Here is a 23,444-nt window from a genome sequence, read left to right as displayed (position 1 = left end):
AACATGGCGGGTTCACGAGAACATCATGTCTGCAGTACTGACAACCCTCGAAGACGACTTCCCGCGTGACCGCGAAGTGGCCCAGCTGCGCGTGCCGCCGCACTCCATCGAGGCCGAGTCCAGCGTGCTCGGCGGCCTGTTGCTCGACAACGGCGCCTGGGACCGCATCGGCGACCTGCTCACCGAGGGCGACTTCTACCGCTACGAGCACCGCCTGGTCTTCAAGGCCATCGCCGACCTGATCAACGGCACCAAGCCGGCCGACGTGATCACGGTGTTCGAGGCGCTGCAGAGCCTGGGCAAGTCGGACGAGATCGGCGGCCTGGCCTACCTGAACTCGCTGGCGCAGTACGTGCCCAGCGCGGCCAACATCCGCCGCTACGCGGAAATCGTGCGCGAGCGCGCGATCCTGCGCAAGCTGGTCACCGCCTCCGACGAGATCGCCACCGCCGCCTTCAACCCGCAGGGCAAGCCGGTGGACCGCATCCTCGACGAGGCCGAGCAGAAGATCTTCCACATCGGCGAGGAGGGCACGCGCTCCAAGCAGGGCTTCCACGACCTGGGCTCGCTGGTGATCGACCTCATGGACCGGGTGCAGGAGATGGCCGACAACCCGGCCGACATCACCGGCATCCCCACCGGCTTCTACGACCTGGACCGCATGACCTCCGGCCTGCAGGCCGGTGACCTGATCATCCTGGCGGCGCGGCCCTCCATGGGCAAGACCTCGTTCGCGATCAACATCGCCGAGCACGTGGCCATCAACGAGGAGCTGCCGGTGGCGGTGTTCTCGATGGAAATGGGCGCTGCCCAGCTGGCCGTGCGTATCGTGGGTTCGATCGGCCGCATCGACCAGGGCCACCTGCGCACCGGCAAGCTGACCGACGATGAATGGCCGCGGCTGACCGAGGCCATCGAGAAGCTGCGTTCGGTGCAGCTGCACATCGACGAAACCCCGGGCCTGACGGTGAGCGAGCTGCGCGCCAACGCCCGCCGCCTGGCGCGCCAGTGCGGCGGCAAGCTGGGCCTGATCGTGATCGACTACCTGCAGCTGATGTCGGTGTCCGGCAGCAGCGCCGACGAGAACCGCGCCACCGCCGTGGGCGAGATCTCGCGCGGCCTGAAGATGCTGGCCAAGGAACTGGGCTGCCCGGTGATCGCGCTGTCGCAGCTGTCGCGGGGCGTGGAGTCGCGCACCGACAAGCGCCCGATGATGTCGGACCTGCGCGAATCCGGCGCCATCGAGCAGGACGCGGACGTGATCATGTTCATCTACCGCGACGACTACTACAACAAGGACTCCAAGGAGCCCGGCGTCGCCGAGATCATCATCAGCAAGCAGCGTAACGGCCCCACCGGCACGGCCAAGCTGGCGTTCATGAAGCAGCTGACGAAGTTCGAGTCGCTGGCCTCCGGCGCGTACGACGACTTCTGAGCGGCCAGAAAAAAGGGCCTGCGCGAGGCAGGCCCAATTCGTTGGGTGTGCCGCCCTTTACAGCACTTCCGACGCGAAATCCGCCAGGCGCGAACGCTCGCCGCGCGCCAGGGTGATGTGGCCGCTGTGCGGCCAGCCCTTGAACTTGTCGACCGCGAAGGTCAGGCCCGACGAGCCCTCGGTGAGGTAGGGCGTGTCGATCTGCGCCAGGTTGCCCATGCAGATGATCTTGGTGCCCGGGCCCGCGCGGGTGATCAGGGTCTTCATCTGCTTGGGCGTGAGGTTCTGCGCCTCGTCGATGATCAGGTACTTGTTCAGGAAGGTGCGGCCGCGCATGAAGTTCATGCTCTTGATCTTGATGCGGCTGCGGATCAACTCGTTGGTGGCTGCGCGGCCCCATTCGCCGGCGCTGGTCTCGGTCTTGGCCAGCACCTCGAGGTTGTCGTCCAGCGCGCCCATCCAGGGGCCCATCTTCTCTTCCTCGGTGCCGGGCAGGAAGCCGATGTCCTCGCCCACGCTCACCGTGGCGCGGGTCATGATGATCTCGGTGTAGCGGCGGTCGTCCAGCACCTGGGTCAGCCCGGCGGCCAGGGCCATCAGCGTCTTGCCGGTACCCGCGGTGCCGGTGAGGGTGACGAAGTCGACCTCGGGGTCCATCAGCAGGTTCATCGCGAAGTTCTGCTCGCGGTTGCGGGTGGTCACGCCCCAGACCGCGTTCTTCAGGTGGCCGTAGTCCTTGAGCGTGCGCAGCACCGCGGTCTTGCCGCGGATCTCGGTCACGCGGGCGTACAGGCTCGGCTCGCCCGGCGCCTCGAAGTACACGAACTGGTTGATCAGCAGGCTCGGCACGATCGGGCCGGTGATGCGGTAGTAGGTGTGCTGGCCGTTCTGCCAGCTCTCCACCGTCTTGCCGTGCTTGGCCCAGAAGTCCGGGGGCAGGGCGAGGCTGCCGGCGTACAGCAGGTCCAGGTCGTCGATGGTCTTGTCGTTGCGGTAGTCCTCGGTGGCCAGGCCCAGGGCCCGGGCCTTGACCCGCATGTTGATGTCCTTGGAGACCAGCACCACGTCGCGGCCGGGATGCTGCTCGCGCAGGGCCTGCACCACGCCCAGGATCTGGTTGTCCGCCTTGCCCTGGGGCAGGGTGCTGGGCAGGGGGTTGGCCAGCGCCTGGGTCTGGAAGAACAGGCATCCGCCGGCCTCCACGTGGCCGGAGGTGTCCAGCTTCAGGCCCTTGCCGATGTCGGCGCCCTGGGCGTCGGCGAGGGCGTCGAGCGAGCGGCTGGCCTGGCGGGCGTTGCGGGCGACCTCGGTCATGCCCTTCTTGTGGCCGTCGAGCTCCTCCAGCACGATCATCGGCAGGAAGATGTCGTGCTCCTCGAAGCGGAACAGGCACATCGGGTCGTGCATCAGCACGTTGGTGTCCAGCACGAACAGCTTGGTGGGGCCGGAGGCCTTCGGCTTGGTCTTGCGCGTACGAGCTTCCGGGGCGCTGGCCTCGGCGGGGGCGGCCTTGCGGCGGCCGGCGGGTTTGGCGGCCGGCGGCGCGGCGGGCGTCTCGAACAGCGCCATCACCTCGGACTCGCCGCCGCCGCTGCGCGGGTCCAGGTCCTCGATCTGGGCGCGCTCAGGCAACGGGCTGCCGGTGGGGGATGCCGCCTCCGATTTCCGGGCTGCCTTGTGCGGGGAACGGGCCGGGGCGTCAAACGCCTGCGGCGGCAGGAGGGCGGCACGCTTGGTGGGGGCGGGGGGCAGCGGCATACGACGAGGAATTCCCGGTTGGAAGTGGCGAAGAAAAACAAAAAAGCCGCCGGGCGAGCCGGGCGGCTTTGTCGGGGCTGGCGGTGTTGACGCAGGGCGTCAGGGACAACGGCATGAACCCATTATGCACGGGCCGATTGACACGACAACCGACAGGGTCGGTGCCTGTTGCGGCCCGGCGTCAGGCCGCCTTCTTCAGCAGCTTGACGGCCTTCAGGACCTCGTCCACGTGGCCCGGGACCTTCAGGCCGCGCCACTCCTGCTTGAGGATGCCGTCGGCGCCGATCAGGAAGGTGCTGCGCTCGATGCCCTTGACCTTCTTGCCGTACATGATCTTGTTCTTGACCACGCCGAACATGTGGCACATCTTTTCCTCGGTGTCGGCGATCAGCTCGAAGGGCAGTTCCAGCTTGGCCTTGAAGTCGTCATGGGACTTCATGTTGTCGCGGGAGACGCCGAAGACGGTGGCACCGGCCTTCACAAAGTCCTTGTACTTGTCGCGGAACTGCATGGCCTCGGTGGTGCAGCCCGGCGTGTTGTCCTTGGGGTAGAAGTACAGAACGAGCACCTGGCCCAGGTGGGTGGTGTTGGTCACCTTGATGCCGCCCGTGGCGTTCGCCTCGAATTCGGGGATGAGTTTGTTGACAACGATCGCCATGGATTTGTACTCGTGTGACAGTAATTTGGTCGTTGTTGCGCGGTGTGGGGCTGCGCTGAACCCGCGATTTTACCCGAAACGTTCAACCCGGCCGGCGGGTGTGTCGCGCCATCAGGCGGCCGGTTCCAGCAGCAGCGCCGCGGCGACGGTGCGGCCTTCCTGGGCCAGGATGTTGTAGGTGCGGCAGGCCGCCGCGGTGTCCATGGTCTCCAGGCCGATGCGCCGGGCGATCAGGGGGGCCAGCCAGGCGGGGCGGGGGAAGCGGATGCGGCTGCCGCTGCCGAAGATCACCACCTCCACGTCGAGCCTGGCGAGCGCCTCGAAATGGCTGGCGTCGAGTTGCTCGAATGTCCCGCCGGCCCAGGCGATGCGCTCGCCGCCGGAGCCCACGATGAGGCTGTGGTCGATGCGTTCGCCATTGATGGCGACCCACCCCGGGCCGTGGCCGGTGATGGTCTGGGCGGTGGAGCGGTCGGGTTGCAGCTTCATGGCACGTCAACTATGGTCAAATTATAGGTTTTCACCCGAGCGACGCTTTGCCGGAGGGGCCTTGAAGACCATCCAGAAATCCAACAAGCTGGCCAATGTGCTGTACGACATCCGTGGACCGATCATGGATGCCGCCCGCCGCATGGAGGACGAGGGCCACAAGATCATCAAGCTCAACATCGGCAACCTCGCCGTGTTCGGCTTCGATGCGCCCGAGGAGATCCAGCAGGACATGATCCGCAACCTGCCGAACTCGGCGGGCTACTCCGACAGCAAGGGCATCTTCTCCGCGCGCAAGGCGGTGATGCACCGCACCCAGGAGCAGGGCATCCAGGGCGTCACGCTCGACGACATCTACCTGGGCAACGGCGCCAGCGAGTTGATCCACATGGCGACCAACGCGCTGCTCAATGACGGCGACGAGCTGCTGCTGCCCGCGCCCGACTACCCGCTGTGGACTGCGGCCACCACGCTGTCCGGCGGCAAGCCGGTGCACTACCTGTGCGACGAGGCCAATGGCTGGATGCCTGACCTCGACGACATCCGCGCCAAGATCACGCCGCGCACCAAGGGCATCGTCGTCATCAACCCGAACAACCCCACCGGCGCGCTGTACTCGCCCGAGCTGCTGAAGCAGATCGTGGCGATCGCCCGTGAGCACGGCCTGGTGATCCTGGCCGACGAGGTCTACGACAAGGTGCTGTACGACGGGGTGGTCCACACCGCCATCGGCAGCCTGTCGACCGACGTGGTCACGCTGACCTTCAACTCGCTCTCCAAGAGCTACCGCTCTTGCGGCTACCGTGCCGGCTGGCTGGTGATCTCGGGAGACAAGAAGGCCGCGGCCGACTACATCGAGGGCCTGAACATGCTCTCGAACATGCGCCTGTGCGCCAACGTGCCGGGCCAGTACGCGATCCAGACCGCGCTGGGCGGCTACCAGAGCATCGATGACCTGGTCAAGGAAGGCGGGCGCCTGCGCCGCCAGCGTGACCTGGCCTACGAGCTGATCACCGCCATTCCCGGCGTGACCTGCGTCAAGCCGCAGGCGGCCCTGTACATGTTCCCGCGCCTGGACCCGGCGGTCTACCCGATCAAGGACGACCGCCAGTTCTTCCTGGAGCTGCTGCAGGAGACCCGCGTGATGCTGGTGCAAGGTACCGGCTTCAACTGGCCCAGCCCCGACCATTTCCGCATCGTGTTCCTGCCCCATGAGGACGACCTGCGCGAGGCGATCAGCCGCATCGCGAAGTTCCTGGCGCAGTACCGCCGCCGCATGGGCACCGACTGAGCCCGCAGCGAGCGCGCCCCATTTCCCTTCCACCGTCCAGAGACAGATAAGAGCTTCGTGATGAAACCCATTCAAGTCGGCCTGCTTGGCATCGGCACCGTCGGCAGCGGCGTGTTCAACGTCCTCCAGCGCAACCAGACGGAGATCATGCGCCGCGCCGGCCGCGGTATCGAGATCGCCATGGTGGCGGACCTCGACACCGCCCGTGCCCAGGCCGTGGTGGGCGACGCCGCCCGCGTGGTGAATGACGCCCGCGCCGTCATCGCCAATCCGGACATCGACATCGTCGTCGAGCTCATTGGTGGCTACGGCATCGCCCGCCAGCTGGTGATGGAGGCCATCGAGGCCGGCAAGCACGTGGTCACCGCCAACAAGGCGCTGCTGGCCGTGCACGGCACCGAGATCTTCGCCGCCGCGCACCGCCGCGGCGTGATGGTGGCCTTCGAGGCTGCGGTGGCCGGCGGCATCCCGATCATCAAGGCGCTGCGCGAGGGCCTGACCGCCAACCGCATCCAGTGGCTGGCCGGCATCATCAACGGCACCACCAACTTCATCCTGTCCGAGATGCGAGACAAGGGCCTCGACTTCGACGTGGTCCTGAAGGAGGCCCAGCGCCTGGGCTACGCCGAGGCCGACCCGACCTTCGACATCGAGGGCGTGGACGCCGCGCACAAGGCGACCATCCTGTCGGCCATCGCCTTCGGCATCCCGGTGCAGTTCGACAAGGCCTATGTCGAGGGCATCACCAAGCTCGCCGCGCAGGACATCCGCTACGCCGAGCAACTGGGCTACCGCATCAAGCTCCTGGGCATCACCAAGCGCACGGACAAGGGCATCGAGCTGCGCGTCCACCCGAGCCTGGTGCCCACCAAGCGCCTGCTGGCCAACGTGGAAGGCGCGATGAACGCGGTGGTGGTGCAGGGCGACGCCGTCGGCACCACGCTGTACTACGGCAAGGGCGCGGGCAGCGAGCCCACCGCCAGCGCCGTGATCGCCGACCTGGTCGACATCACCCGCCTGCACACCTCCGACCCGGCCCACCGCGTGCCGCACCTGGCCTTCCAGCCGGACCAGATGACCGACCTGCCGGTGCTGCCGATGTCCGAGGTCGTCACCAGCTACTACCTGCGCCTGCGCGTGGCCGACGAGCCGGGCGTGCTGGCCCAGGTCACCAGCCTGCTGGCCGGCGCCGGCATCTCCATCGACGCGGTGCTCCAGCGTGAGGCCGGCGAGGGCGAGAAGCAGACCGACCTGATCATCCTCACGCACAACACCCGCGAGGGCACCATGAACGACGTGCTCGCCAAGCTGCAGGGCCTGCCGTCGGTGCTGTCGCCCGTCACCCGCATCCGCAAGGAAGAACTCGCCTGATGCTGTACCTGTCGACCCGCGGCCACCCGGACCGCAAGCATTTCTGCGAGATCCTCCTCGAGGGCCTGGCCCCCGATGGCGGCCTCTACCTGCCCGAGCGCTATCCCCAGGTCGATGGTGCCACGCTCGCGCGCTGGCGCGGCCTGGCCTATGCGGACCTCGCGTTCGAGATCCTCTCGCTGTACATCGACGACATCCCCGCCGAGGACCTGCGCGCCATCTGCCGCAAGACCTACACCGAGGAAGTCTTCGGCACGCGCGAGATCGTGCCCCTGAAGAAGCTCGAGGACGGCCTGTACCTCGAGGCCCTGTCCAACGGCCCCACGCTGGCCTTCAAGGACATGGCCATGCAGCTGCTGGGCAACCTGTTCGAGTACGAGCTGGGCCGCCGCGGCGAGCAGCTGAACATCCTGGGCGCCACCTCCGGCGACACCGGCAGCGCCGCCGAGTACGCCATGCGGGGCAAGCAGGGCGTGCGCGTGTTCATGACGTCGCCGCATGGCCGCATGAGCCCCTTCCAGCAGGCCCAGATGTTCAGCCTGCAGGACGCCAACATCCACAACCTCGCCGTCGAGGGCGTGTTCGACGACTGCCAGGACATCGTCAAGGCCGTCTCCAACGACCTCGAGTTCAAGCGCAAGTGGCGCATCGGCACGGTGAACTCCATCAACTGGGCCCGCCTCGTGGCCCAGGTGGTGTATTACTTCGCCGGCTACTTCCAGGCCACGACGTCCAACGACCAGAAGGTCAGCTTCACCGTGCCCTCGGGCAATTTCGGCAACATCTGCGCCGGCCACGTGGCCCGCATGATGGGCCTGCCGGTTGCCAAACTGGTCGCCGCCACCAACGAGAACGACGTCCTCGACGAGTTCTTCCGCACCGGCACCTACCGCGTGCGTGGCAGCGCCGACACCTTCGAGACCTCCAGCCCCTCGATGGACATCTCCAAGGCCAGCAACTTCGAGCGCTTCGTGTTCGACCTGCTCGGTCGTGACGGCGCCAAGGTCAAGGGCCTGTTCGGCGACGCGCTGTCTTCGGCCGGCCGCTTCGACCTGCCGGCCGAGGTGAAGGCCGCGCGCGAGACCTACGGCTTCGCCAGCGGCAGGAGCACGCATGCGAACCGCCTCGCCACCATCCGCGACACCTTCGAGCGCTTCGGCGTGATGATCGACACCCACACTGCCGACGGCGTGAAGGTGGCGCGCGAGCAGATGGAGCCGGGCGTCCCGATGATCGTGCTGGAGACGGCGCTGCCGATCAAGTTCGCCGCCACCATCGTCGAGGCCCTGGGCCGCGAGCCGGACCGCCCGGCCAAGTTCGCCGGCATCGAGGACCTGCCCAAGCGGGTCACCGTGCTGCCGGCCGACGTGGACCGCGTCAAGCAGTACATCACCACGCATTGCCAGTAAGGGCAGGTCCCGCATGAAGGTGGTTGGCTTCGCCGGGTACTCCGGCTCGGGCAAGACGACGCTGGTCGAACGCCTGATCCCCGCGCTGAAGGCGCGGGGCCTGCGCGTGTCGGTGGTCAAGCATGCCCACCACGCCTTCGATGTCGACCACCCCGGCAAGGACAGCCACCGCCACCGCGCGGCCGGCGCCTTCGAGGTGGTGGTCGCCTCCAGCCGCCGGCTGGCGCTGATGCGCGAGTTCGAGCGGGAGGCCAAACTCACGGTGCACCAGCTGATCGCCGAGCTGTACGACGGCGTCGACTGGGTGCTCGTCGAGGGCTTCAAGGACAGCAACCTGAAGAAGGTCGAGGTCTGGCGCGCCGAGGCCGGCCAGCCCGTGCGCTACCCCGAGGACGCCTTCGTCGCCGCCATCGCCACCGACGATGCGGCCCGCCTGCCGCAGGAGACCCTGCGCCCCGTCCTGGACCTGAACGACCCGCAGGCGGTGGCCGCTTGGCTGGTCGAGAACGGCGACCGCTTCGACTACGACCCGGAGCATTACGCATGAACGCCCCCCGCGCCCCGCTGCGCCCGCTGGATGAGGCGCTGGCCCAGCTCCTGGAACACGCGCGTTCCCTGGGCCGCACCGAGTCCGTGGCCACCTTCGAGGCTGACGGCCGCGTGCTGGCGCAGGACCTGGTGTCCGCGCTGCAGGTGCCGCCGCAGGACAACAGCTCCATGGACGGCTATGCCGTGCGGTCCGCCGACTGCGCCCAGCCCGGCGTGGTGCTGCCCGTGAGCCAGCGCATCCCGGCCGGCAGCTTCGGCGCGCCCCTGGCCGCCGGCAGCGCGGCCCGCATCTTCACCGGCGCGCCGGTGCCCGAGGGCGCCGACGCCATCGTGATGCAGGAGGACACCGAGCCGGCGGGGGAGGGCTCGGTGCGCGTGCTCCAGCCTCCCAAGGTCGGCCAGTGGATCCGCCGCAGCGGCGAGGACGTGACCCGCGGCGCCGTGGTGCTGCGGGCCGGCGAGCGCCTCTCGCCCGCGTCGCTGGGCCTGGCCGCCAGCATCGGGCTGGCGAGCCTGCGCGTCGCGGCCCGGCCGCGCGTTGCGCTGTTCTCCACCGGCGACGAGCTGGTGATGCCCGGCGAGGTGCCGCCCGAGGCGATGAAGCCCGGCGCCATCTACAACTCCAACCGCTTCTTCCTGCGCGCCCTGCTGCAGCGACTGGGCTGCGAGGTCCGCGACCTGGGCATCGTGCCGGACAACCGCGAGGCCACCCTGGCAGCCCTGCGCGAGGCGGCGCAGGCCAACGACCTGATCCTCACCAGCGGCGGCGTGTCCGTCGGCGAGGAGGACCACATCAAGCCCGCGGTGCAGCAGCTCGGTGCGCTGGACCTGTGGCAGATCTCCATGAAGCCCGGCAAGCCGTTTGCGTACGGGCGGGTGGGCGAGGCCCACTTCATCGGCCTGCCCGGCAACCCGGTGTCCAGCTTCATCACCTTCCTGCTGCTGGTGCGTCCCTTCCTGCTGAAGCTGCAGGGCGTGGCCGCCACCTGGCCGCCGGTGACGCGCCTGCCGGCCCACTTCGACTGGCCCCGCGCCGACAAGCGCCGCGAGTTCGCGCGGGTGCGCCGCAACGCCCAGGGCGGGCTGGACCTGTTCCCGAACCAGAGCTCCGGCGTGCTGACCTCGGCCGCCTGGGGCGACGGCGTCGTGGACATTCCCGCCGGCACCACGATCGCGCGCGGCGAGGCCGTATCCTTCATCGCCTTCGCCGACCTGCTGCAATGACCACGCTGCGAATCCGCTACTTCGCCTCGATCCGCGAGGCCCTGGGACCGGGCGAGACCCTGTCCACCGCCGCCGCCACCCTCGGTGCGCTGCGTGACGAGCTGATCGCCCGCGGCGGCGCCCATGCCGAGGCCCTGGCCCGCGGCAAGGCCGTGCGCCTGGCGCTGGACCAGGTGATGGCCGACGAGTCCGCCTCCCTGCGCGAGGGCGCCGAGGTGGCGTTCTTCCCGCCGGTGACCGGGGGCTGACCATGGCGGCGCGCGTCGTCATCCAGGCTGCCGACTTCGACCTGTCCGCCGAGGTCGCCGCGCTGCGCGCGCAGGACGGCGGCGTGGGCGCGGTCTGCGCCTTCGTCGGCACCGTGCGTGACCGCAATGACGGCCAGGACGTCAGCGCGATGGAGCTGGAGCACTACCCCGGCATGACCGAGAAGGCCATCGAGGCCATGATCGACGAGGCGCACCGCCGCTTCGACATCCGCGGCGTCAAGGTGATCCACCGCGTCGGCCCGCTGGCGCTGAAGGACCAGATCGTGCTGGTGGCCGTGACCTCGGCGCACCGCGGCGAAAGCTTCCAGGCCTGCGAGTTCCTGATGGACTACCTCAAGACGCAGGCGCCGTTCTGGAAGAAGGAACAGACGCCCGAGGGCGCCCGCTGGGTCGATGCCCGCGTGGCGGACGACGCGGCGCTGGCCCGCTGGGGCATCGCGTCCGCCAACGGGTGACGGCGCGGGCCTGCAGGGCCCCCGCCCCACGCCGGCCCGGGCGGGCGCGCGCGAGGGTCACTTCGGCTGGAAGCCGGAGGCCTTGATGATGCGCTCCCAGGTCTGGGTGTACCGGCGCACCACGGTCGCGAACTGCGCCTGCGGCTGGTAGGCCACCGTCAGTCCCATGCCGGCCAGGCGCTCGCGCACCTCGGGCAGGGCCACGACCCGGGCCAGCGCCTGGTTCATGCGCTCGACCACCGCCGCGGGCGTGCCGGCCGGGGCGAACAGGCCGTAGTACGGCAGGTCCTCGAGGTTGGCGAAGCCCAGCTCGGTGAAGGTGGGCACGTCGGGCAGCAGGGCCTGGCGCTTGTCGCCGATCACGGCCACCACGCGCAGCTTGCCGGCCTTGTGGGCCTCGATGAAGTCGGGGATGGAGCCCACACCGGCCTTGATCTGGTTGCCCATCATGTCGGCCAGCATCGGCGCGCTGCCGCGGTAGGGGGCGGCCTGCACGTCGAGCTGGTAGCGGGCGCCCACCAGGCCCACCAGGAACTCGGGGATCGAGGCAGGGGCCGGCACGCCGATGGTGTCCTTGCCGCCGTGGCTGCGGACCCAGGCGACGTACTCGGCCATCGTCTTGGCGGGTGTGCCGCCGGAGACGGCCAGGGCGTTGGCGAAGGTGGCGAAGCCGGCCACCGGCACGAAGTCCTTCGCCGGGTCGAAGCCGGGCTCCTTGATCGTCAGCGGCAGGATCGAGATGCTGTGGTCGTGGCTCAGGAAAAAGGTGTGGCCGTCGGGTGCGGCGGCCTTGAGCGCCTGGCCCGCGAGCTGGCCGCCGGCGCCGGCCCGGTTCTCCACCACCACCGGCACGCCGAGCTGGTCCTTCAGCTTGTCGGCCAGGGTGCGGGCGATGGCGTCGGTGCCGCCGCCGGGCGGGAAGCCCACGAGGATGCGCACCGGGGTGGTGGATTGGGCGAAGGCGGGCAGGGCGCCGCAGGCGGCGGCCGCCACGGCGGCCATCAGGCCGCGGCGCAGGAGGGAGGTCTTCATCGTCATGGGGTGTCGGGCTGGGGGCGCGCCAAGAATAACGGAAGCGGCGTTCAGGCGGCCGCGCAGCCGGCCGCTTCCGCCGCCGCCGGGCGCGACTCGAACACGAAGCCCTCGCCCAGCGCCATCTGCGCCATGCGCTGCGACAGCCACTGCAGCAGCGCGCGGATGCGGGGCAGCTCGCCGCGGCTGGCGGGCACCATGGCCTTGAGCCAGAGGTCGGGCAGTTGCAGGTCCGGCAGCACCTCGAGCAGCTCGCCGCGGCCCAGGCCGGGGGCGACCAGGTAGTCCGCCAGCAGGGCGATGCCCAGGCCGTCGTGCGCGGCGTTGCGCAGGGCGATGCCGTCGTTGGTGCGCAGGCGCGCGCGCACGTCCACCCCCACCAGGCCCTGCGGCCCGTGCAGCTCCCAGCGCGTGCCGGTGGTGGAGAGCACCAGGCAGTCGTGCCCGGCCAGGTCGGTGGCCACCTGCGGCGTGCCGGCTCGCGCGAGGTAGGCGGGCGAGGCCACCAGGCGCCGGCGCACCGGGCACAGCGGGTGGTCCACCACGCCGCCGTACGACTCGGGCCGCGCCCCCAGGGCCAGGTCGAAGCCTTCCTCCACCGGGTTGACCGAGCGGTCCGCGAGAACCACCTCCAGGCTCACCAGGGGCTGGGCCGCGAGGAACTCATTGAGCAGGCCGCACAGGAACAGCACGCCCAGGGTGCTGGGCACCTTGATGCGGATGTGGCCCTCCAGCGCGCCGTCGGCCTGGGCCATGCCGTCCAGGGTGCTGTCCATCTGGCGCACCAGGTGGCGCAGCACCGGCAGGTAGCGCTCGCCCACGTCGGTCAGCGTGAGCTTGCGGGTCGAGCGGGTGAACAGCGGCGCGCGGATGCGCCATTCGAGCTGGTCGACGCGCTTGGCGATCACCGAGGGCGCGAGCCCCGTGCGCCGCGCCACCTCGGAAAAGCTGCCGGTCTCGGCGGCGGCGATGAAGGCTCGCAGGTTGGCCAGGGTGTCCATGATTTGTCTCGATCTGGAAAAGCTGAGCGCACGAATCGGCGTATTGTTATTGATTTCATGCCTAATTAAAGTCGCTTGATCCAAATCAAGGAAAAAACAGGAGACCGCATTGATCGACATCCGGATGCCCGACACCGGCACGACCCGCCGCCCCGGCCCCGCCCCCTACAAGCGCATCGCCACCGAGGAGGCCTTCGCGCCGCCGGAGATGCTGGATATCTACCGCCGCATCTTCGAGCGCGGTGACTGCGACGCCGGCTTCAAGGGCCTCATGGGCTTCTACATGTCCAGCCCCAGCGAGCGCGCCCAGCACATCATGCGCTGCCTGGTCGACATGGACGACCTGCGCCTGAAGCACATGGACGACGCCGGCATCGACGTCGCCGTGCTGGCCCTGACCTCGCCGGGCGTGCAGGTGATGGACACCGCCACCGCGGTGTCCTTCGCGCGCACCGCCAACGACTTCCTGGCCGACGCGATCCGGCGCCACCCGACCCGCTACGCCGGCATGCTCGCCGTGGCGCCGCAGGACCCGGCCGCCGCCGCCAAGGAGATCGAGCGCGGCGTGACGAAGCTGGGCATCAACGCGGTGGTGATCAATTCCCACACCCAGGGCGAGTACCTCTCGGACACGAAGTTCTGGGACATCTTCGCCGCCGCCGAGGCGCACGACGCGCCGATCTACCTGCACCCCAACTCGCTGCCGCCCGGCATGTACGAGCGTTTCGCCGAGGCGGGCCTGGACGGCGCGATCTACGGCTTCGGCGTGGAGACCGGCCTGCACGCCATGCGCATCATCGCCGCCGGCGTATTCGACCGCTTCCCCAAGCTGCGCATGATCCTGGGCCACATGGGCGAGGCGCTGCCGTACTGGGCCTACCGCCTGGACTACATGCACGCCGCCACCGTGCGCTCCCAGCGCTACGAGAGCATGAAGCCGATCCAGCGCCGGCCCAGCGAGTACCTGCGCGAGAACTTCTACGTCACCAACAGCGGCGTGGCCTGGCCGCATGCCATCAAGTTCGCGCAGGACTTCATGGGCGCCGACCGCGTGCTGTACGCGATGGACTACCCCTACCAGTACGCGCCCGACGAGGTGAACATCCTCGACGACATGGCCATGTCGCCCGAGGCGAAGAAGCAGTTCTTCCAGACCAACGCGGAAACCGTGTTCAAGCTGCGTTGAGACCGCCGCAGAACGACCCCAAGGAGACTCCCGCCATGACTTTCGGCATCACCCGCCGCGGCGCACTGATCGCCGCCTGCGCTGCTTCGGCCGGCCTGGCCGCCACCGGTGCGCTGGCCCAGGCCCCGGCCTGGCCCACGCAGACCGTCAAGATCATCGTGCCGTTCACCGCCGGCACCGGCATGGACACCATCGCCCGCGCCGTCGCGCCGCGGCTGGCCGAGCGCCTCGGCCAGCCGGTGGTGGTCCAGAACCAGCCCGGCGCCAGCGGCAACATCGGCGCCGACGCGGTGGCCAAGTCCACCGACGGCCACACCGTCCTCATGGGCGCCAACACCATGCTGATGGCGTCGCAGATGTACAAGAACGTGCCGTTCCACCCGATCAACGACTTCCAGCCGGTCTCCATGGCCGCCTGGGGCACGCTGATGCTGGTGGCCAACCCGAAGACGAACCTGAAGTCCATGCAGGACCTGATCGCCGCGGTCAAGGCCAGGCCGGGCAGCATCAGCTTCGGCTCGCCGGGCGTGGGCACGCCGCACCACATGGCGATGGAGCTGTTCAAGGCCCGCACCGGCTCTTTCATGCTGCACGTGCCGTACCGCGGCACCGCCGGCTACCAGCAGGACCTGCTGGCCGGCGAGGTCAACGTCGGCTTCCTGCCGGTGCACATCGCCGCCGGCATGGTCAAGGCCGGCCGCCTCAACGCGCTGGCCGTGGGCAGCCCCAAGCGCCACCCGGTGGCGCCCGAGGTGGCCACCTTCGAGGAGCTGGGCGTCAAGGGCGTGGACGTGGACCTGTGGTACGCCTTCTTCGTGCCGGCAAAGGCCCCGCAGGCCGTCACCAGCCGCCTGAACAACGAGATCGTGGCGATCATGAAGACGCCCGAGGTCAAGGAGATCCTGGGCAAGGGCGGCATGGACGCCGCCTTCTCCACCCCGCAGGAGCTCGGCGCCATCGCCGCCAAGGACTACCCGCGCTGGGGCGAGGTGATCAAGCGCAACGGGATCGCCGCGGAGTAACGGGGAGAACGCCATGGGATTCACGCACCAAGGCAAGCGCATCGCGGTCGTGGGCGGCGGCATCGCCGGCCTGGGCCTCGCCCTGTCGCTGCACCAGCGCGGCATCGCCTGCGACGTCTACGAGGCCGTGCCCGAGGTCAAGGAGCTGGGCGTGGGCATCACGCTGCTGCCGCATGCCATGCGGGAGCTGGCGGCCCTGGGCGTGCAGCCGCAGCTGGAGGCCGCCGGCATCGAGAACCTGGAGAGCGTGTTCTTCAACCGCTGGGGCCAGTTCATCTACCGCGAGCCGCGCGGGCGGCATGCGGGCTACCCGGTGCCGGAGGTGGGCATCCACCGCGGCCGGCTGCACCGCATCCTCTACGACCACGCGCAGTCCGTGATCGGCGAGGGCCGCATCCACACCGACCACCGCTGCGTCGGGGTGGACCAGGACGCCTCGGGTGCGACGATCCGCTTCACCGACGCCCAGGGCAACGCCCGCCCGCCGGTGCGGGCCGACGTGGTCATCGCCTGCGACGGCGTGAACTCGGCGATCCGCCGCCAGTTCTACCCGAACGAGAAGATGGCCTTCGCCGGCATCAACACCTGGCGCGGGGTCACGGTGCACAAGCCGATCCTCACCGGCAAGAGCTACCTGCGCGTGGGCTCGATCCACACCGGCAAGATGGTGATCTACCCGATCGTCGACAACGTGGACGGGCAGGGCAACCAGTTGATCAACTGGATGGCCGAGATCCAGCGCGAGGGCGAGGCCATGAACGACTGGAACCGCCCCGGCGACGTGGCCGACTTCGAGGCCATCTTCGCCGACTGGCGCTTCGACTGGCTGGACGTGCCGGCCCTGATCCGCGGGGCCCAGCAGATCCTGGAGTACCCGATGGTCGACAAGGACCCGGTGCCGCAGTGGACCTTCGGCCGGGTCACCTTCATGGGCGACGCCGCGCACCCGATGTACCCGCGCGGCTCCAACGGCTCGGCCCAGGGCCTGATCGACGCCCGCACGCTGGCCGACATCCTGTCCATGACGCCGGACCCGGTCGATGCCCTGGCCGCCTATGAAAAGGCGCGGCTGGAGCCCACCGCCCGGGTGGTGCAGACCAACCGCAGCGTCCCGCCCGACTTCATCAACATCAAGGTCGACGAGTTGAGCGGCGGCAAGCCGTTCCGCCACATCGACGACCTGATCAGCCAGGCCGAGCTGCGCGAGATCTCCGAGAACTACAAGCGCATCGCCGGGTTCTCGAAGGAGGCGGTCAAGGCCGGCTGACACCGGCCGGATTGACGCGGGTCAAGCCCGCCCTGGCGTTCCTCCCTTGAAATCCGCGGCACGGGCCCAAAGCTGCGGTTCAATTCACCGGATACGCCATGCGACTCGACAAACTCACCACCAAGTTCCAGGAAGCCCTGAACGAGGCCCAGAGCCTCGCGCTGGGCAACGACCACGCCTACATCGAGCCGGAGCACCTGCTCGTGGCCATGCTGCGCCAGGAGGACGGCCCGCGCGCGCTGCTGCAGCGCGCCGGGGTGAACGTGCCCGGCCTGCTGGCCGCCGCCGAGGGCGCGATGCACCGCCGCCCGCAGGTGCAGGGCCAGGAGCAGGTCCAGGTCGGCCGCGACCTGGTGAGCCTGCTGCAGGCCGCCGAGAAGGAGGGCATCAAGCGCGGCGACCAGTACATCGCCAGCGAGCTGTTCCTGCTGGCGCTGACCGACTCCAAGGCCGACATCGGCCGCATCGCCCGCGAGAACGGGCTGTCCCGCAAGTCCTTCGAGTCCGCCATCGACGCGGTGCGCGGCGGCGAGAAGGTGGACAACCCCGAGGCCGAGGGCCAGCGCGAGGCGCTGAAGAAGTACTGCCTGGACCTCACCGAGCGCGCCCGCCAGGGCAAGCTGGACCCGGTGATCGGCCGCGACGACGAGATCCGCCGCGCCATCCAGGTGCTGCAGCGGCGCACCAAGAACAACCCCGTCCTCATTGGCGAGCCCGGCGTGGGCAAGACCGCCATCGTCGAGGGCCTGGCCCAGCGCATCGTGGCCGGCGAGGTGCCCGAGAGCCTCAAGGGCAAGCGGGTGCTGTCCCTGGACATGGCGGCCCTGCTGGCGGGCGCCAAGTTTCGCGGCGAGTTCGAGGAGCGCCTGAAGAACGTGCTCAACGAACTGGCCAAGGACGAGGGCCAGACCATCGTCTTCATCGACGAGCTGCACACCATGGTGGGCGCCGGCAAGGCCGAGGGCGCGATGGACGCCGGCAACATGCTCAAGCCGGCCCTGGCGCGCGGCGAGCTGCACTGTGTCGGCGCCACCACCCTGGACGAATACCGCAAGTACATCGAGAAGGACGCCGCGCTGGAGCGCCGCTTCCAGAAGATCCTGGTCGGCGAGCCCAGCGTCGAGGCCACCATCGCCATCCTGCGCGGGCTGCAGGAGAAGTACGAGGTGCACCACGGCGTGGAGATCACCGACCCGGCCATCGTGGCCGCCGCCGAGCTCTCGCACCGCTACATCACCGACCGCTTCCTGCCGGACAAGGCGATCGACCTGATCGACGAAGCCGCCTCGAAGATCAAGATCGAGATCGACTCCAAGCCCGAGGTGATGGACAAGCTCGATCGCCGCCTGATCCAGCTGCAGATCGAGCGCGAGGCCGTGCGCAAGGAGACCGATGAGGCCTCGCGCAAGCGGCTCGACCTGATCGAGGAGGAGATCGGCAAGCTGCGCAAGGAGCAGGCCGACCTCGAGGAGATCTGGAAGGCCGAGAAGGCCCAGGCCCAGGGCTCCGCCCAGGTGAAGGAGGAGATCGACCGCCTGCGCCAGCAGATCGAGGGCCTGACCCGCAAGGGCGACTTCAACAAGGTCGCCGAGCTGCAGTACGGCAAGCTGCCCGAGCTGGAGAAGAAGCTCAAGGAGGCGCAGGACAAGGAAAGCGGCAAGGCCGGCAGCGGCAAGCCGCAGCTGCTTCGCACCCAGGTCGGCGCCGAGGAGATCGCCGAGGTGGTGGCGCGCGCCACCGGTATCCCGGTGTCCAAGCTGATGCAGGGCGAGCGCGAGAAGCTGCTGCAGATGGAGGACCGCCTGCACCAGCGCGTGGTCGGCCAGGACGAGGCGATCAGCGCGGTGGCCAACGCCATCCGCCGCAGCCGCTCGGGCCTGTCGGACCCGAACCGGCCCACCGGCTCCTTCCTGTTCCTGGGCCCCACGGGCGTGGGCAAGACCGAGCTGTGCAAGGCGCTGGCGACCTTCCTGTTCGACAGCGAGGAGCACCTCATTCGCATCGACATGAGCGAGTTCATGGAGAAGCACTCGGTGGCCCGCCTGATCGGCGCGCCTCCGGGCTACGTCGGCTACGAGGAGGGCGGCTACCTGACCGAGGCGGTGCGCCGCAAGCCGTACAGCGTGATCCTGCTCGACGAGGTCGAGAAGGCCCACCACGACGTCTTCAACGTGCTGCTGCAGGTCCTCGACGATGGTCGCCTCACCGACGGCCAGGGCCGCACCGTGGACTTCAAGAACGCGGTGATCGTGATGACCAGCAACATCGGCTCGCACATGATCCAGGCCATGGTCGGCAGGCCCTACGAGGACGTGAAGGAGGCGGTGTGGGATGAACTCAAGAACCACTTCCGCCCCGAGTTCCTGAACCGCATCGACGAGACCGTGGTGTTCCACGGCCTGGGCGCGGACCACATCGCGCGCATCGCCGCCATCCAGCTCAAGGTGCTGGAGCAGCGCCTGGCGAAGATGGACCTCACGCTGCAGGTGTCGCCGCACGCGCTGGAGGAACTGGCCAAGGTGGGCTTCGACCCGGTGTTCGGCGCGCGGCCCCTGAAGCGCGCGATCCAGCAGCGGATCGAGAACCCGCTGTCCCGCCTGATCCTCGAGGGGCGCTTCCCGCCCAAGAGCGTGATCCCGGTGGAGGTCGACCCGGTGCGCGAGCCCGGGGTATTCCACTTCGGCGAGCCTGCCTGACCCGGGTGGGGCCAGGCCCGCAGGGCCCGCCGTCGATGTGACGGCGGGCCCTGTTTCATTCCGGGCCGCGCGGTGGCCCGTGGTCGGTCAGGGGCTGCCGGCCGCTGGGGCAGTAGGCGTTGCGGGGCAGGTCGCCGCGCACGTAGGCCTGGTCCTCCGCGGGCGTGGCCCGGCGCACGGTGATCGCCGTGGCACGCGCGCCGTACAGGTCCTGCAGCTGCGCCTGCAGCGTCTGCGGCCCGTCGGTGCCGGCGGGCAGCGCCTTGAGCCAGCGGCGCGGGCGGCCGTCGTGGCGGAAGTCCACCACCCAGACCTCGCTGTGCCGGAAGACGGTCACCATGGCCGGTTCACAGCGCGTTCAGCGGGATCTTCAGGTAGCTCACGCCGTTGGCCTCGGGCTCGGGCAGGCGGCCGGCGCGGATGTTCACCTGGATCGCGGGGATGATCAGCAGCGGCTTGTCCAGTCCCGCGTCGCGCTTCGTGCGCATGGCGACGAAGTCGGCCTCGTCGACGCCGTCGCGGATGTGGATGTTGCCGGCGCGCTGCTCGGCCACCGTGGTCTCGCAACGGGGGGCGCGGCCCTCGGGCGGGTAGTCATGGCACATGAACAGGCGCGTCGTGCCCGGCATCGCCAGCAGGCGGCGCACCGACCGATAGAGCTGCTGCGCGCTGCCGCCCGGGAAGTCGCAGCGCGCGGTGCCCACGTCGGGCGGGAACAGGGTGTCCCCGGCGAACACCGCATCCCCCACCTCGAAGGCCACGCAGGCCGGCGTGTGGCCCGGCACCGCCAGCACCCGGGCCTGCAGCGCGCCGATGGCGAAGGTCTCGCCGTCCTCGAACAGGTGGTCGAATTGCGAACCATCGGCCGCGAAGTCCGACTCCAGGTGGAACAGCGCCTTGAAGACTCGCTGCACCTGCGGAATCAGCGCGCCGATGCCGATGCGCCCGCCCAGCTGCCCGCGCAGCCAGGCCGCCGCGCTGAGGTGGTCGGCATGGGCGTGCGTCTCCAGGATCCACTCCACGCGCAGGCCGCGTGCCTGCACGAAGTCGACGACCCGCTGCGCCGAGCGGGTGGCGGTGCGGCCGGCCTTCGCGTCGTAGTCCAGCACCGGGTCGATCACCGCGCAGGCCGTGCCCTGGCCCGCGTGGACCACATGGGTCCAGGTGCAGGTGGCCGGGTCGAAAAAGGATTCGATCTCGGGGGTCATCGCGGCTCCTTCGCGGGTGAACCGATCAATAATCAACCAATGATATAGAGGCGGGAGCGCACGCGCGCCCCTGGAGACACGCCATGACCATCGACGGGTCGCATTTCACCCCCTGGACCTCCCTGGCCGGCGGCATTGCCCTGGGCGTGGCGGCGGCGGCCTTCATCCTGTGCTGCGGCCGCATCCTGGGCATCAGCGGGATCCTCGGCGGGCTGCTGCGGCCCCGCGCCGGGGACGTGGCCTGGCGCCTGTCCTTCCTCGCCGGCCTGCTCGCGGCCCCGGCGGTGTGGGCGCTGTTCGCAGCCCCGCCCGCGCCGCGCATCGAGGCCGGCACGCCGGTGCTGGTGGCCGCCGGGCTGCTGGTGGGGTGGGGCACGCGCCTGGGGTCGGGCTGCACCAGCGGCCACGGCGTGTGCGGCCTGTCGCGGCTGTCGCCGCGCTCGCTGGTGGCCACGCTGGCCTTCATGGCGGCGGGCTTCGCCACCGTCTTCGTCGTCCGCCACCTGCTGGCCTGAGGGGGCCCTGCCATGCAACGCATCGTCGAATTCCTCACCGGCCTGGTTTTCGGCCTCGGCCTGATCCTCGCCGGCATGACCGATCCCGGCAAGGTCCTCGGCTTCCTGGACCTCGCGGGCGCCTGGGACCCGTCGCTGGCTTTCGTCATGGGCGGGGCCGTCGGCGTGGGCCTGGTCGCCTTCCGCTTGGCGCAGCGGCGCGGCGTGTCCCTGCTGGGGGGCGCGCTGCACCTGCCCGGCACCGCCGGCATCGACCGGCGGCTGGTGGTGGGCAACCTCGCCTTCGGCGTGGGCTGGGGCCTGGCCGGGTTCTGCCCGGGGCCGGCGGTGGTGTCGGCTGGCGCCGGCCACTGGCAGGCCTGGGTGTTCTGCGCCGCGATGCTGGCCGGCATGGCGCTGCACGAACTCTCGCTGCGCCCCCTGCGCCGGATCGGCCCGGTGCACGAGTAGGACAGTCGCGCGGGTGTCCGCGCCCGCGGCACGCAGCCGTTAGCATCGGGCGCATGAGCAGCACCCTCGCGCACGTGCCCTTGCGGCAGGATGGGGCCGTCATCGGCCTCGTCGGCATCGCCCACCTGATCAGCCACTACAGCCAGCTCCTGCTGGCGCCGCTGTTCCCCTGGCTCAAGGACGATTTCGGCGTCGGCTACATCGAGCTGGGCTTCCTCATGACGGTGTTCTTCGTCGTCTCCTGCGGCGTGCAGACGCTCTCGGGCTTCCTGGTGGACCGCTACGGGCCGCGCCCCATCCTGTTTGCCGGCCTGGCCCTGATCGGCCTGGCCGCCTTCGGTTTCGCCGCCTCCACCAGCTACGCGATGCTGGCGCTGTTCGCCGTGGTCGCGGGCACCGGCAACGGCGTCTTCCACCCGGTGGACTTCACCATCCTCAATCGCAAGGTCAGCGGCCCGCGCCTGGGCCATGCCTACAGCATCCACGGCATCACCGGCACCCTGGGGTGGGCCCTGGCGCCGGCGATGCTGGTGCCGCTGGCCGTGGCCTTCTCCTGGCGCGTGGCCCTGGTGGGGGCCGGCGTGCTGGCCTTCGGCGTGCTGGCCGTGCTGCTCGTCTACCGTGATCGCCTGGCCTTCACCGAGGCCGCGCCCGCCGCCGGCCCGGCCAGGGCGCCAGCCGCCCCGCCTGCCTGGAAGGGAACCTTCGGCTTCCTGCGCATCCCGGCCGTGTGGATGTGCTTCCTGTTCTTCTTCTTCTACGCCTTCGTGATCAGCGTGGTCCAGGCCTTCGCGCCCGAGGCTGCGCGTCACCTGCACGACGTGCCGCTGGCCCTGGTGGCCGCCTGCCTCACCGCTTACATGCTGGGCAGCGCTTCGGGCATGGTGCTGGGCGGCTTCCTGGCGGCGCAGCCGGAGCGCTGCGAGCGGATCGTGGGTGCGGGCATGGGCGTGGCCGCCTGCATCGCGCTGGTGATCGGCTTCGCGCCGGTGCCGGCGCTGGCGGTGCCGGCGCTGTTCGCTGCCATGGGCTTCGCCGCGGGCATCTCCGGGCCCTCGCGCGACCTGATCGTCAAGCGCGCCACCCCCGAGGGGTCGACCGGGCGCGTCTACGGCGTCGTCTACTCCGGGCTGGACATCGGCCAGGCCACCGCGCCCCTGGTCTTCGGCCTGATGATGGACCGCCAGATGTACCAGGGCGTGTGGCTGGGCCTGGTGCTCGTGCAGGCCATGCTGATCACCAGCGCCTTCAACGTGCGCCGCGTACGGCGGACCGCGTAACGCCGGTTGCAGTGACCCCCGCGCGCCGCGGCGCGGGGCTAATCTGGCGCGCATGTACGCGCCTTTCTTCGGATTGCGGCAGGAGCCGTTCTCCATCGCCCCGGACCCCCGCTACCTGCTCATGACCGGGCGGCACCGCGAGGCGCTGGCGCACCTGGTGCACGGGCTGTCCTGCGGCGGCGGCATCGTCATGCTGACCGGCGAGGTCGGCACCGGCAAGACCACGGTGTGCCGCTGCTTCCTCTCGCAGGTGCCGGCGCGCTGCCAGGTGGCCTATGTCTTCAATCCCAAGCTGTCGGCGGTGGAGCTGCTGCAGTCGGTGTGCGAGGAATTCCGCATCCCGCTGCCGCCGCCGCGCGGCGTGGCTCGCACGGTGAAGGAGTGCCTGGACCCGCTCAATGCCTTCCTGCTCGCCGCCCATGCCGAGGGCCGCGACAGCCTGCTGGTGATCGACGAGGCCCAGGCCCTGGCGCCGGAGGTGCTCGAGCAGCTGCGCCTGCTCACGAACCTCGAGACGCCCTCGCGCAAGCTGCTGCAGGTGGTGCTGATCGGCCAGCCCGAGCTGCGGGCCATCGTCGCCCGGCCCGAGCTGGAGCAGGTGGCGCAGCGCGTCGTCGCGCGCTTCCACCTGACCCCGCTGTCGCGCCAGGAGACCGCGCAGTACGTGCAGCACCGCCTCGAGGTGGCGGGCCTGGCGCGCACGCTGCCCTTCGACCGGGCTGCCCTGCGGCGCGTCTGGCGCTGTTCGCGCGGCGTGCCCCGGCGCATCAACCTGCTGTGCGACCGGGCGCTGCTCGGCGCCTACGCCCGGGCCCGGGGCAACGTGTCCGCGGCGATGGTCGATGCGGCGGCCGCCGAGGTCTTCGGCGCGCCGCCGCG

23 protein-coding genes are annotated in these 23,444 nt (G+C 69.7%); 16 read left to right on the top strand and 7 right to left on the bottom strand.

Going from position 1 to position 23,444, the window contains the following annotated elements:
* Positions 1 to 25 precede the first annotated feature (25 nt).
* Entirely contained in the window at positions 26 to 1,435 is a 1,410-nt protein-coding gene (dnaB, locus tag ACFQZY_RS00540; RefSeq protein WP_377411387.1) for a replicative DNA helicase, read from the top strand.
* A gap of 57 nt (positions 1,436 to 1,492) precedes the next feature.
* Here the strand turns inward: dnaB and ACFQZY_RS00535 are convergent, their stop codons facing one another.
* From ACFQZY_RS00535 to ACFQZY_RS00525, 3 genes are all read right to left on the bottom strand, one after another.
* Entirely contained in the window at positions 1,493 to 3,193 is a 1,701-nt protein-coding gene (locus ACFQZY_RS00535; protein ID WP_377411385.1) for a PhoH family protein, read from the bottom strand.
* A 181-nt stretch (positions 3,194 to 3,374) separates the two neighbouring features.
* Positions 3,375 to 3,851, bottom strand: a complete 477-nt coding sequence (locus ACFQZY_RS00530; protein WP_377411383.1) for a peroxiredoxin — start codon at positions 3,849 to 3,851, stop codon at positions 3,375 to 3,377.
* A 111-nt stretch (positions 3,852 to 3,962) separates the two neighbouring features.
* Positions 3,963 to 4,340, bottom strand: coding sequence for an Mth938-like domain-containing protein (locus ACFQZY_RS00525; RefSeq protein ID WP_377411381.1), 378 nt, complete (start codon positions 4,338 to 4,340; stop codon positions 3,963 to 3,965).
* Positions 4,341 to 4,401: 61 nt separating this feature from the next.
* On the opposite strand from ACFQZY_RS00525, the gene ACFQZY_RS00520 reads away from it, so the two are divergent.
* The 7 genes from ACFQZY_RS00520 to moaE are packed head-to-tail and all read left to right on the top strand — an operon-like array spanning position 4,402 to position 10,908.
* On the top strand, positions 4,402 to 5,631 hold the full coding sequence (locus ACFQZY_RS00520) for a pyridoxal phosphate-dependent aminotransferase (RefSeq protein WP_377411379.1): 1,230 nt from the start codon (positions 4,402 to 4,404) through the stop codon (positions 5,629 to 5,631).
* 60 nt (positions 5,632 to 5,691) lie between these two features.
* Entirely contained in the window at positions 5,692 to 7,002 is a 1,311-nt protein-coding gene (locus tag ACFQZY_RS00515; protein ID WP_377411377.1) for a homoserine dehydrogenase, read from the top strand.
* A complete protein-coding gene (gene thrC, locus ACFQZY_RS00510; RefSeq protein ID WP_377411375.1) occupies positions 7,002 to 8,411 on the top strand; it encodes a threonine synthase in 1,410 nt (469 codons plus the stop codon). The genes ACFQZY_RS00515 and thrC overlap by 1 nt, the downstream gene beginning before the upstream one ends.
* Before the next feature lie 13 nt (positions 8,412 to 8,424).
* Positions 8,425 to 8,958 carry a molybdopterin-guanine dinucleotide biosynthesis protein B gene (gene mobB, locus ACFQZY_RS00505; RefSeq protein WP_377411373.1) on the top strand — a complete coding sequence of 178 codons (534 nt, stop codon included), beginning with the start codon at positions 8,425 to 8,427 and terminating at the stop codon, positions 8,956 to 8,958.
* Entirely contained in the window at positions 8,955 to 10,184 is a 1,230-nt protein-coding gene (glp, locus tag ACFQZY_RS00500; protein ID WP_377411371.1) for a gephyrin-like molybdotransferase Glp, read from the top strand. Before mobB ends, glp begins: the two co-directional genes overlap by 4 nt.
* On the top strand, positions 10,181 to 10,432 hold the full coding sequence (locus ACFQZY_RS00495) for a MoaD/ThiS family protein (RefSeq protein ID WP_377411369.1): 252 nt from the start codon (positions 10,181 to 10,183) through the stop codon (positions 10,430 to 10,432). The genes glp and ACFQZY_RS00495 overlap by 4 nt, the downstream gene beginning before the upstream one ends.
* A gap of 2 nt (positions 10,433 to 10,434) precedes the next feature.
* A complete protein-coding gene (gene moaE, locus ACFQZY_RS00490) occupies positions 10,435 to 10,908 on the top strand; it encodes a molybdopterin synthase catalytic subunit MoaE (RefSeq protein ID WP_377411367.1) in 474 nt (157 codons plus the stop codon).
* A gap of 57 nt (positions 10,909 to 10,965) precedes the next feature.
* Here moaE and ACFQZY_RS00485 read toward each other — a convergent pair whose 3' ends face one another.
* Positions 10,966 to 11,940 carry a Bug family tripartite tricarboxylate transporter substrate binding protein gene (locus tag ACFQZY_RS00485; RefSeq protein WP_377411365.1) on the bottom strand — a complete coding sequence of 325 codons (975 nt, stop codon included), beginning with the start codon at positions 11,938 to 11,940 and terminating at the stop codon, positions 10,966 to 10,968.
* 50 nt (positions 11,941 to 11,990) lie between these two features.
* Positions 11,991 to 12,941, bottom strand: a complete 951-nt coding sequence (locus ACFQZY_RS00480; RefSeq protein WP_377411363.1) for a LysR family transcriptional regulator — start codon at positions 12,939 to 12,941, stop codon at positions 11,991 to 11,993.
* A 109-nt stretch (positions 12,942 to 13,050) separates the two neighbouring features.
* Here ACFQZY_RS00480 and ACFQZY_RS00475 point away from each other — a divergent pair, with 109 nt between their 5' ends.
* The 4 genes from ACFQZY_RS00475 (at position 13,051) to clpB (ending at position 19,112) form a co-directional block, all read left to right on the top strand.
* Positions 13,051 to 14,127 (top strand): amidohydrolase family protein, encoded by a 1,077-nt coding sequence (locus ACFQZY_RS00475; protein ID WP_377411361.1) that lies wholly within the window; start codon positions 13,051 to 13,053, stop codon positions 14,125 to 14,127.
* Between the two features lie 35 nt (positions 14,128 to 14,162).
* Positions 14,163 to 15,149, top strand: a complete 987-nt coding sequence (locus ACFQZY_RS00470) for a Bug family tripartite tricarboxylate transporter substrate binding protein (protein ID WP_377411359.1) — start codon at positions 14,163 to 14,165, stop codon at positions 15,147 to 15,149.
* 13 nt (positions 15,150 to 15,162) lie between these two features.
* Entirely contained in the window at positions 15,163 to 16,416 is a 1,254-nt protein-coding gene (locus ACFQZY_RS00465; RefSeq protein ID WP_377411358.1) for a flavin-dependent oxidoreductase, read from the top strand.
* Positions 16,417 to 16,514: 98 nt separating this feature from the next.
* Positions 16,515 to 19,112, top strand: coding sequence for an ATP-dependent chaperone ClpB (gene clpB, locus ACFQZY_RS00460; RefSeq protein WP_377411356.1), 2,598 nt, complete (start codon positions 16,515 to 16,517; stop codon positions 19,110 to 19,112).
* 55 nt (positions 19,113 to 19,167) lie between these two features.
* On the opposite strand, the gene ACFQZY_RS00455 is transcribed toward clpB, so the two are convergent.
* Positions 19,168 to 19,452, bottom strand: a complete 285-nt coding sequence (locus ACFQZY_RS00455; RefSeq protein ID WP_377411353.1) for a hypothetical protein — start codon at positions 19,450 to 19,452, stop codon at positions 19,168 to 19,170.
* Positions 19,453 to 19,459: 7 nt separating this feature from the next.
* On the bottom strand, positions 19,460 to 20,320 hold the full coding sequence (locus ACFQZY_RS00450; RefSeq protein ID WP_377411351.1) for an MBL fold metallo-hydrolase: 861 nt from the start codon (positions 20,318 to 20,320) through the stop codon (positions 19,460 to 19,462).
* 83 nt (positions 20,321 to 20,403) lie between these two features.
* Between ACFQZY_RS00450 and ACFQZY_RS00445 the strand changes: the two genes are divergently transcribed.
* The 4 genes from ACFQZY_RS00445 to ACFQZY_RS00430 all read left to right on the top strand — a co-directional run.
* Positions 20,404 to 20,835 (top strand): YeeE/YedE family protein, encoded by a 432-nt coding sequence (locus ACFQZY_RS00445; RefSeq protein WP_377411349.1) that lies wholly within the window; start codon positions 20,404 to 20,406, stop codon positions 20,833 to 20,835.
* A gap of 12 nt (positions 20,836 to 20,847) precedes the next feature.
* Positions 20,848 to 21,285 (top strand): DUF6691 family protein, encoded by a 438-nt coding sequence (locus tag ACFQZY_RS00440; RefSeq protein WP_377411346.1) that lies wholly within the window; start codon positions 20,848 to 20,850, stop codon positions 21,283 to 21,285.
* A 53-nt stretch (positions 21,286 to 21,338) separates the two neighbouring features.
* The gene (locus tag ACFQZY_RS00435) at positions 21,339 to 22,565 is read left to right on the top strand and encodes an MFS transporter (RefSeq protein ID WP_377411344.1); all 1,227 of its coding nucleotides are present in this window, start codon (positions 21,339 to 21,341) and stop codon (positions 22,563 to 22,565) included.
* Between the two features lie 52 nt (positions 22,566 to 22,617).
* On the top strand, positions 22,618 to 23,444 hold an 827-nt coding region (locus ACFQZY_RS00430; RefSeq protein WP_377411341.1), incomplete at its 3' end, for an ExeA family protein.

The sequence above is a fragment of the Ramlibacter sp. GCM10027632 genome (assembly GCF_042675325.1).
In the GTDB taxonomy this organism is placed as follows: domain Bacteria; phylum Pseudomonadota; class Gammaproteobacteria; order Burkholderiales; family Burkholderiaceae_C; genus Ramlibacter.
This window is presented reverse-complemented; position numbering and strand designations above follow the sequence as displayed.

What these genes read in the sequence shown, in the direction of transcription:
- ACFQZY_RS00465 (WP_377411358.1), top strand. Translation starts at nt 15,163, where the DNA reads ATGGGATTCACGCACCAAGGCAAGCGCATCGCGGTCGTGGGCGGCGGC.
- ACFQZY_RS00485 (WP_377411365.1), bottom strand. Translation starts at nt 11,940, where the DNA reads ATGAAGACCTCCCTCCTGCGCCGCGGCCTGATGGCCGCCGTGGCGGCC.
- ACFQZY_RS00480 (WP_377411363.1), bottom strand. Translation starts at nt 12,941, where the DNA reads ATGGACACCCTGGCCAACCTGCGAGCCTTCATCGCCGCCGCCGAGACC.
- ACFQZY_RS00530 (WP_377411383.1), bottom strand. Translation starts at nt 3,851, where the DNA reads ATGGCGATCGTTGTCAACAAACTCATCCCCGAATTCGAGGCGAACGCC.
- ACFQZY_RS00535 (WP_377411385.1), bottom strand. Translation starts at nt 3,193, where the DNA reads ATGCCGCTGCCCCCCGCCCCCACCAAGCGTGCCGCCCTCCTGCCGCCG.
- mobB (WP_377411373.1), top strand. Translation starts at nt 8,425, where the DNA reads ATGAAGGTGGTTGGCTTCGCCGGGTACTCCGGCTCGGGCAAGACGACG.
- ACFQZY_RS00470 (WP_377411359.1), top strand. Translation starts at nt 14,163, where the DNA reads ATGACTTTCGGCATCACCCGCCGCGGCGCACTGATCGCCGCCTGCGCT.
- ACFQZY_RS00435 (WP_377411344.1), top strand. Translation starts at nt 21,339, where the DNA reads ATGAGCAGCACCCTCGCGCACGTGCCCTTGCGGCAGGATGGGGCCGTC.
- ACFQZY_RS00445 (WP_377411349.1), top strand. Translation starts at nt 20,404, where the DNA reads ATGACCATCGACGGGTCGCATTTCACCCCCTGGACCTCCCTGGCCGGC.
- ACFQZY_RS00525 (WP_377411381.1), bottom strand. Translation starts at nt 4,340, where the DNA reads ATGAAGCTGCAACCCGACCGCTCCACCGCCCAGACCATCACCGGCCAC.
- ACFQZY_RS00495 (WP_377411369.1), top strand. Translation starts at nt 10,181, where the DNA reads ATGACCACGCTGCGAATCCGCTACTTCGCCTCGATCCGCGAGGCCCTG.
- dnaB (WP_377411387.1), top strand. Translation starts at nt 26, where the DNA reads ATGTCTGCAGTACTGACAACCCTCGAAGACGACTTCCCGCGTGACCGC.
- thrC (WP_377411375.1), top strand. Translation starts at nt 7,002, where the DNA reads ATGCTGTACCTGTCGACCCGCGGCCACCCGGACCGCAAGCATTTCTGC.
- ACFQZY_RS00515 (WP_377411377.1), top strand. Translation starts at nt 5,692, where the DNA reads ATGAAACCCATTCAAGTCGGCCTGCTTGGCATCGGCACCGTCGGCAGC.
- clpB (WP_377411356.1), top strand. Translation starts at nt 16,515, where the DNA reads ATGCGACTCGACAAACTCACCACCAAGTTCCAGGAAGCCCTGAACGAG.
- ACFQZY_RS00440 (WP_377411346.1), top strand. Translation starts at nt 20,848, where the DNA reads ATGCAACGCATCGTCGAATTCCTCACCGGCCTGGTTTTCGGCCTCGGC.
- ACFQZY_RS00455 (WP_377411353.1), bottom strand. Translation starts at nt 19,452, where the DNA reads ATGGTGACCGTCTTCCGGCACAGCGAGGTCTGGGTGGTGGACTTCCGC.
- glp (WP_377411371.1), top strand. Translation starts at nt 8,955, where the DNA reads ATGAACGCCCCCCGCGCCCCGCTGCGCCCGCTGGATGAGGCGCTGGCC.
- moaE (WP_377411367.1), top strand. Translation starts at nt 10,435, where the DNA reads ATGGCGGCGCGCGTCGTCATCCAGGCTGCCGACTTCGACCTGTCCGCC.
- ACFQZY_RS00450 (WP_377411351.1), bottom strand. Translation starts at nt 20,320, where the DNA reads ATGACCCCCGAGATCGAATCCTTTTTCGACCCGGCCACCTGCACCTGG.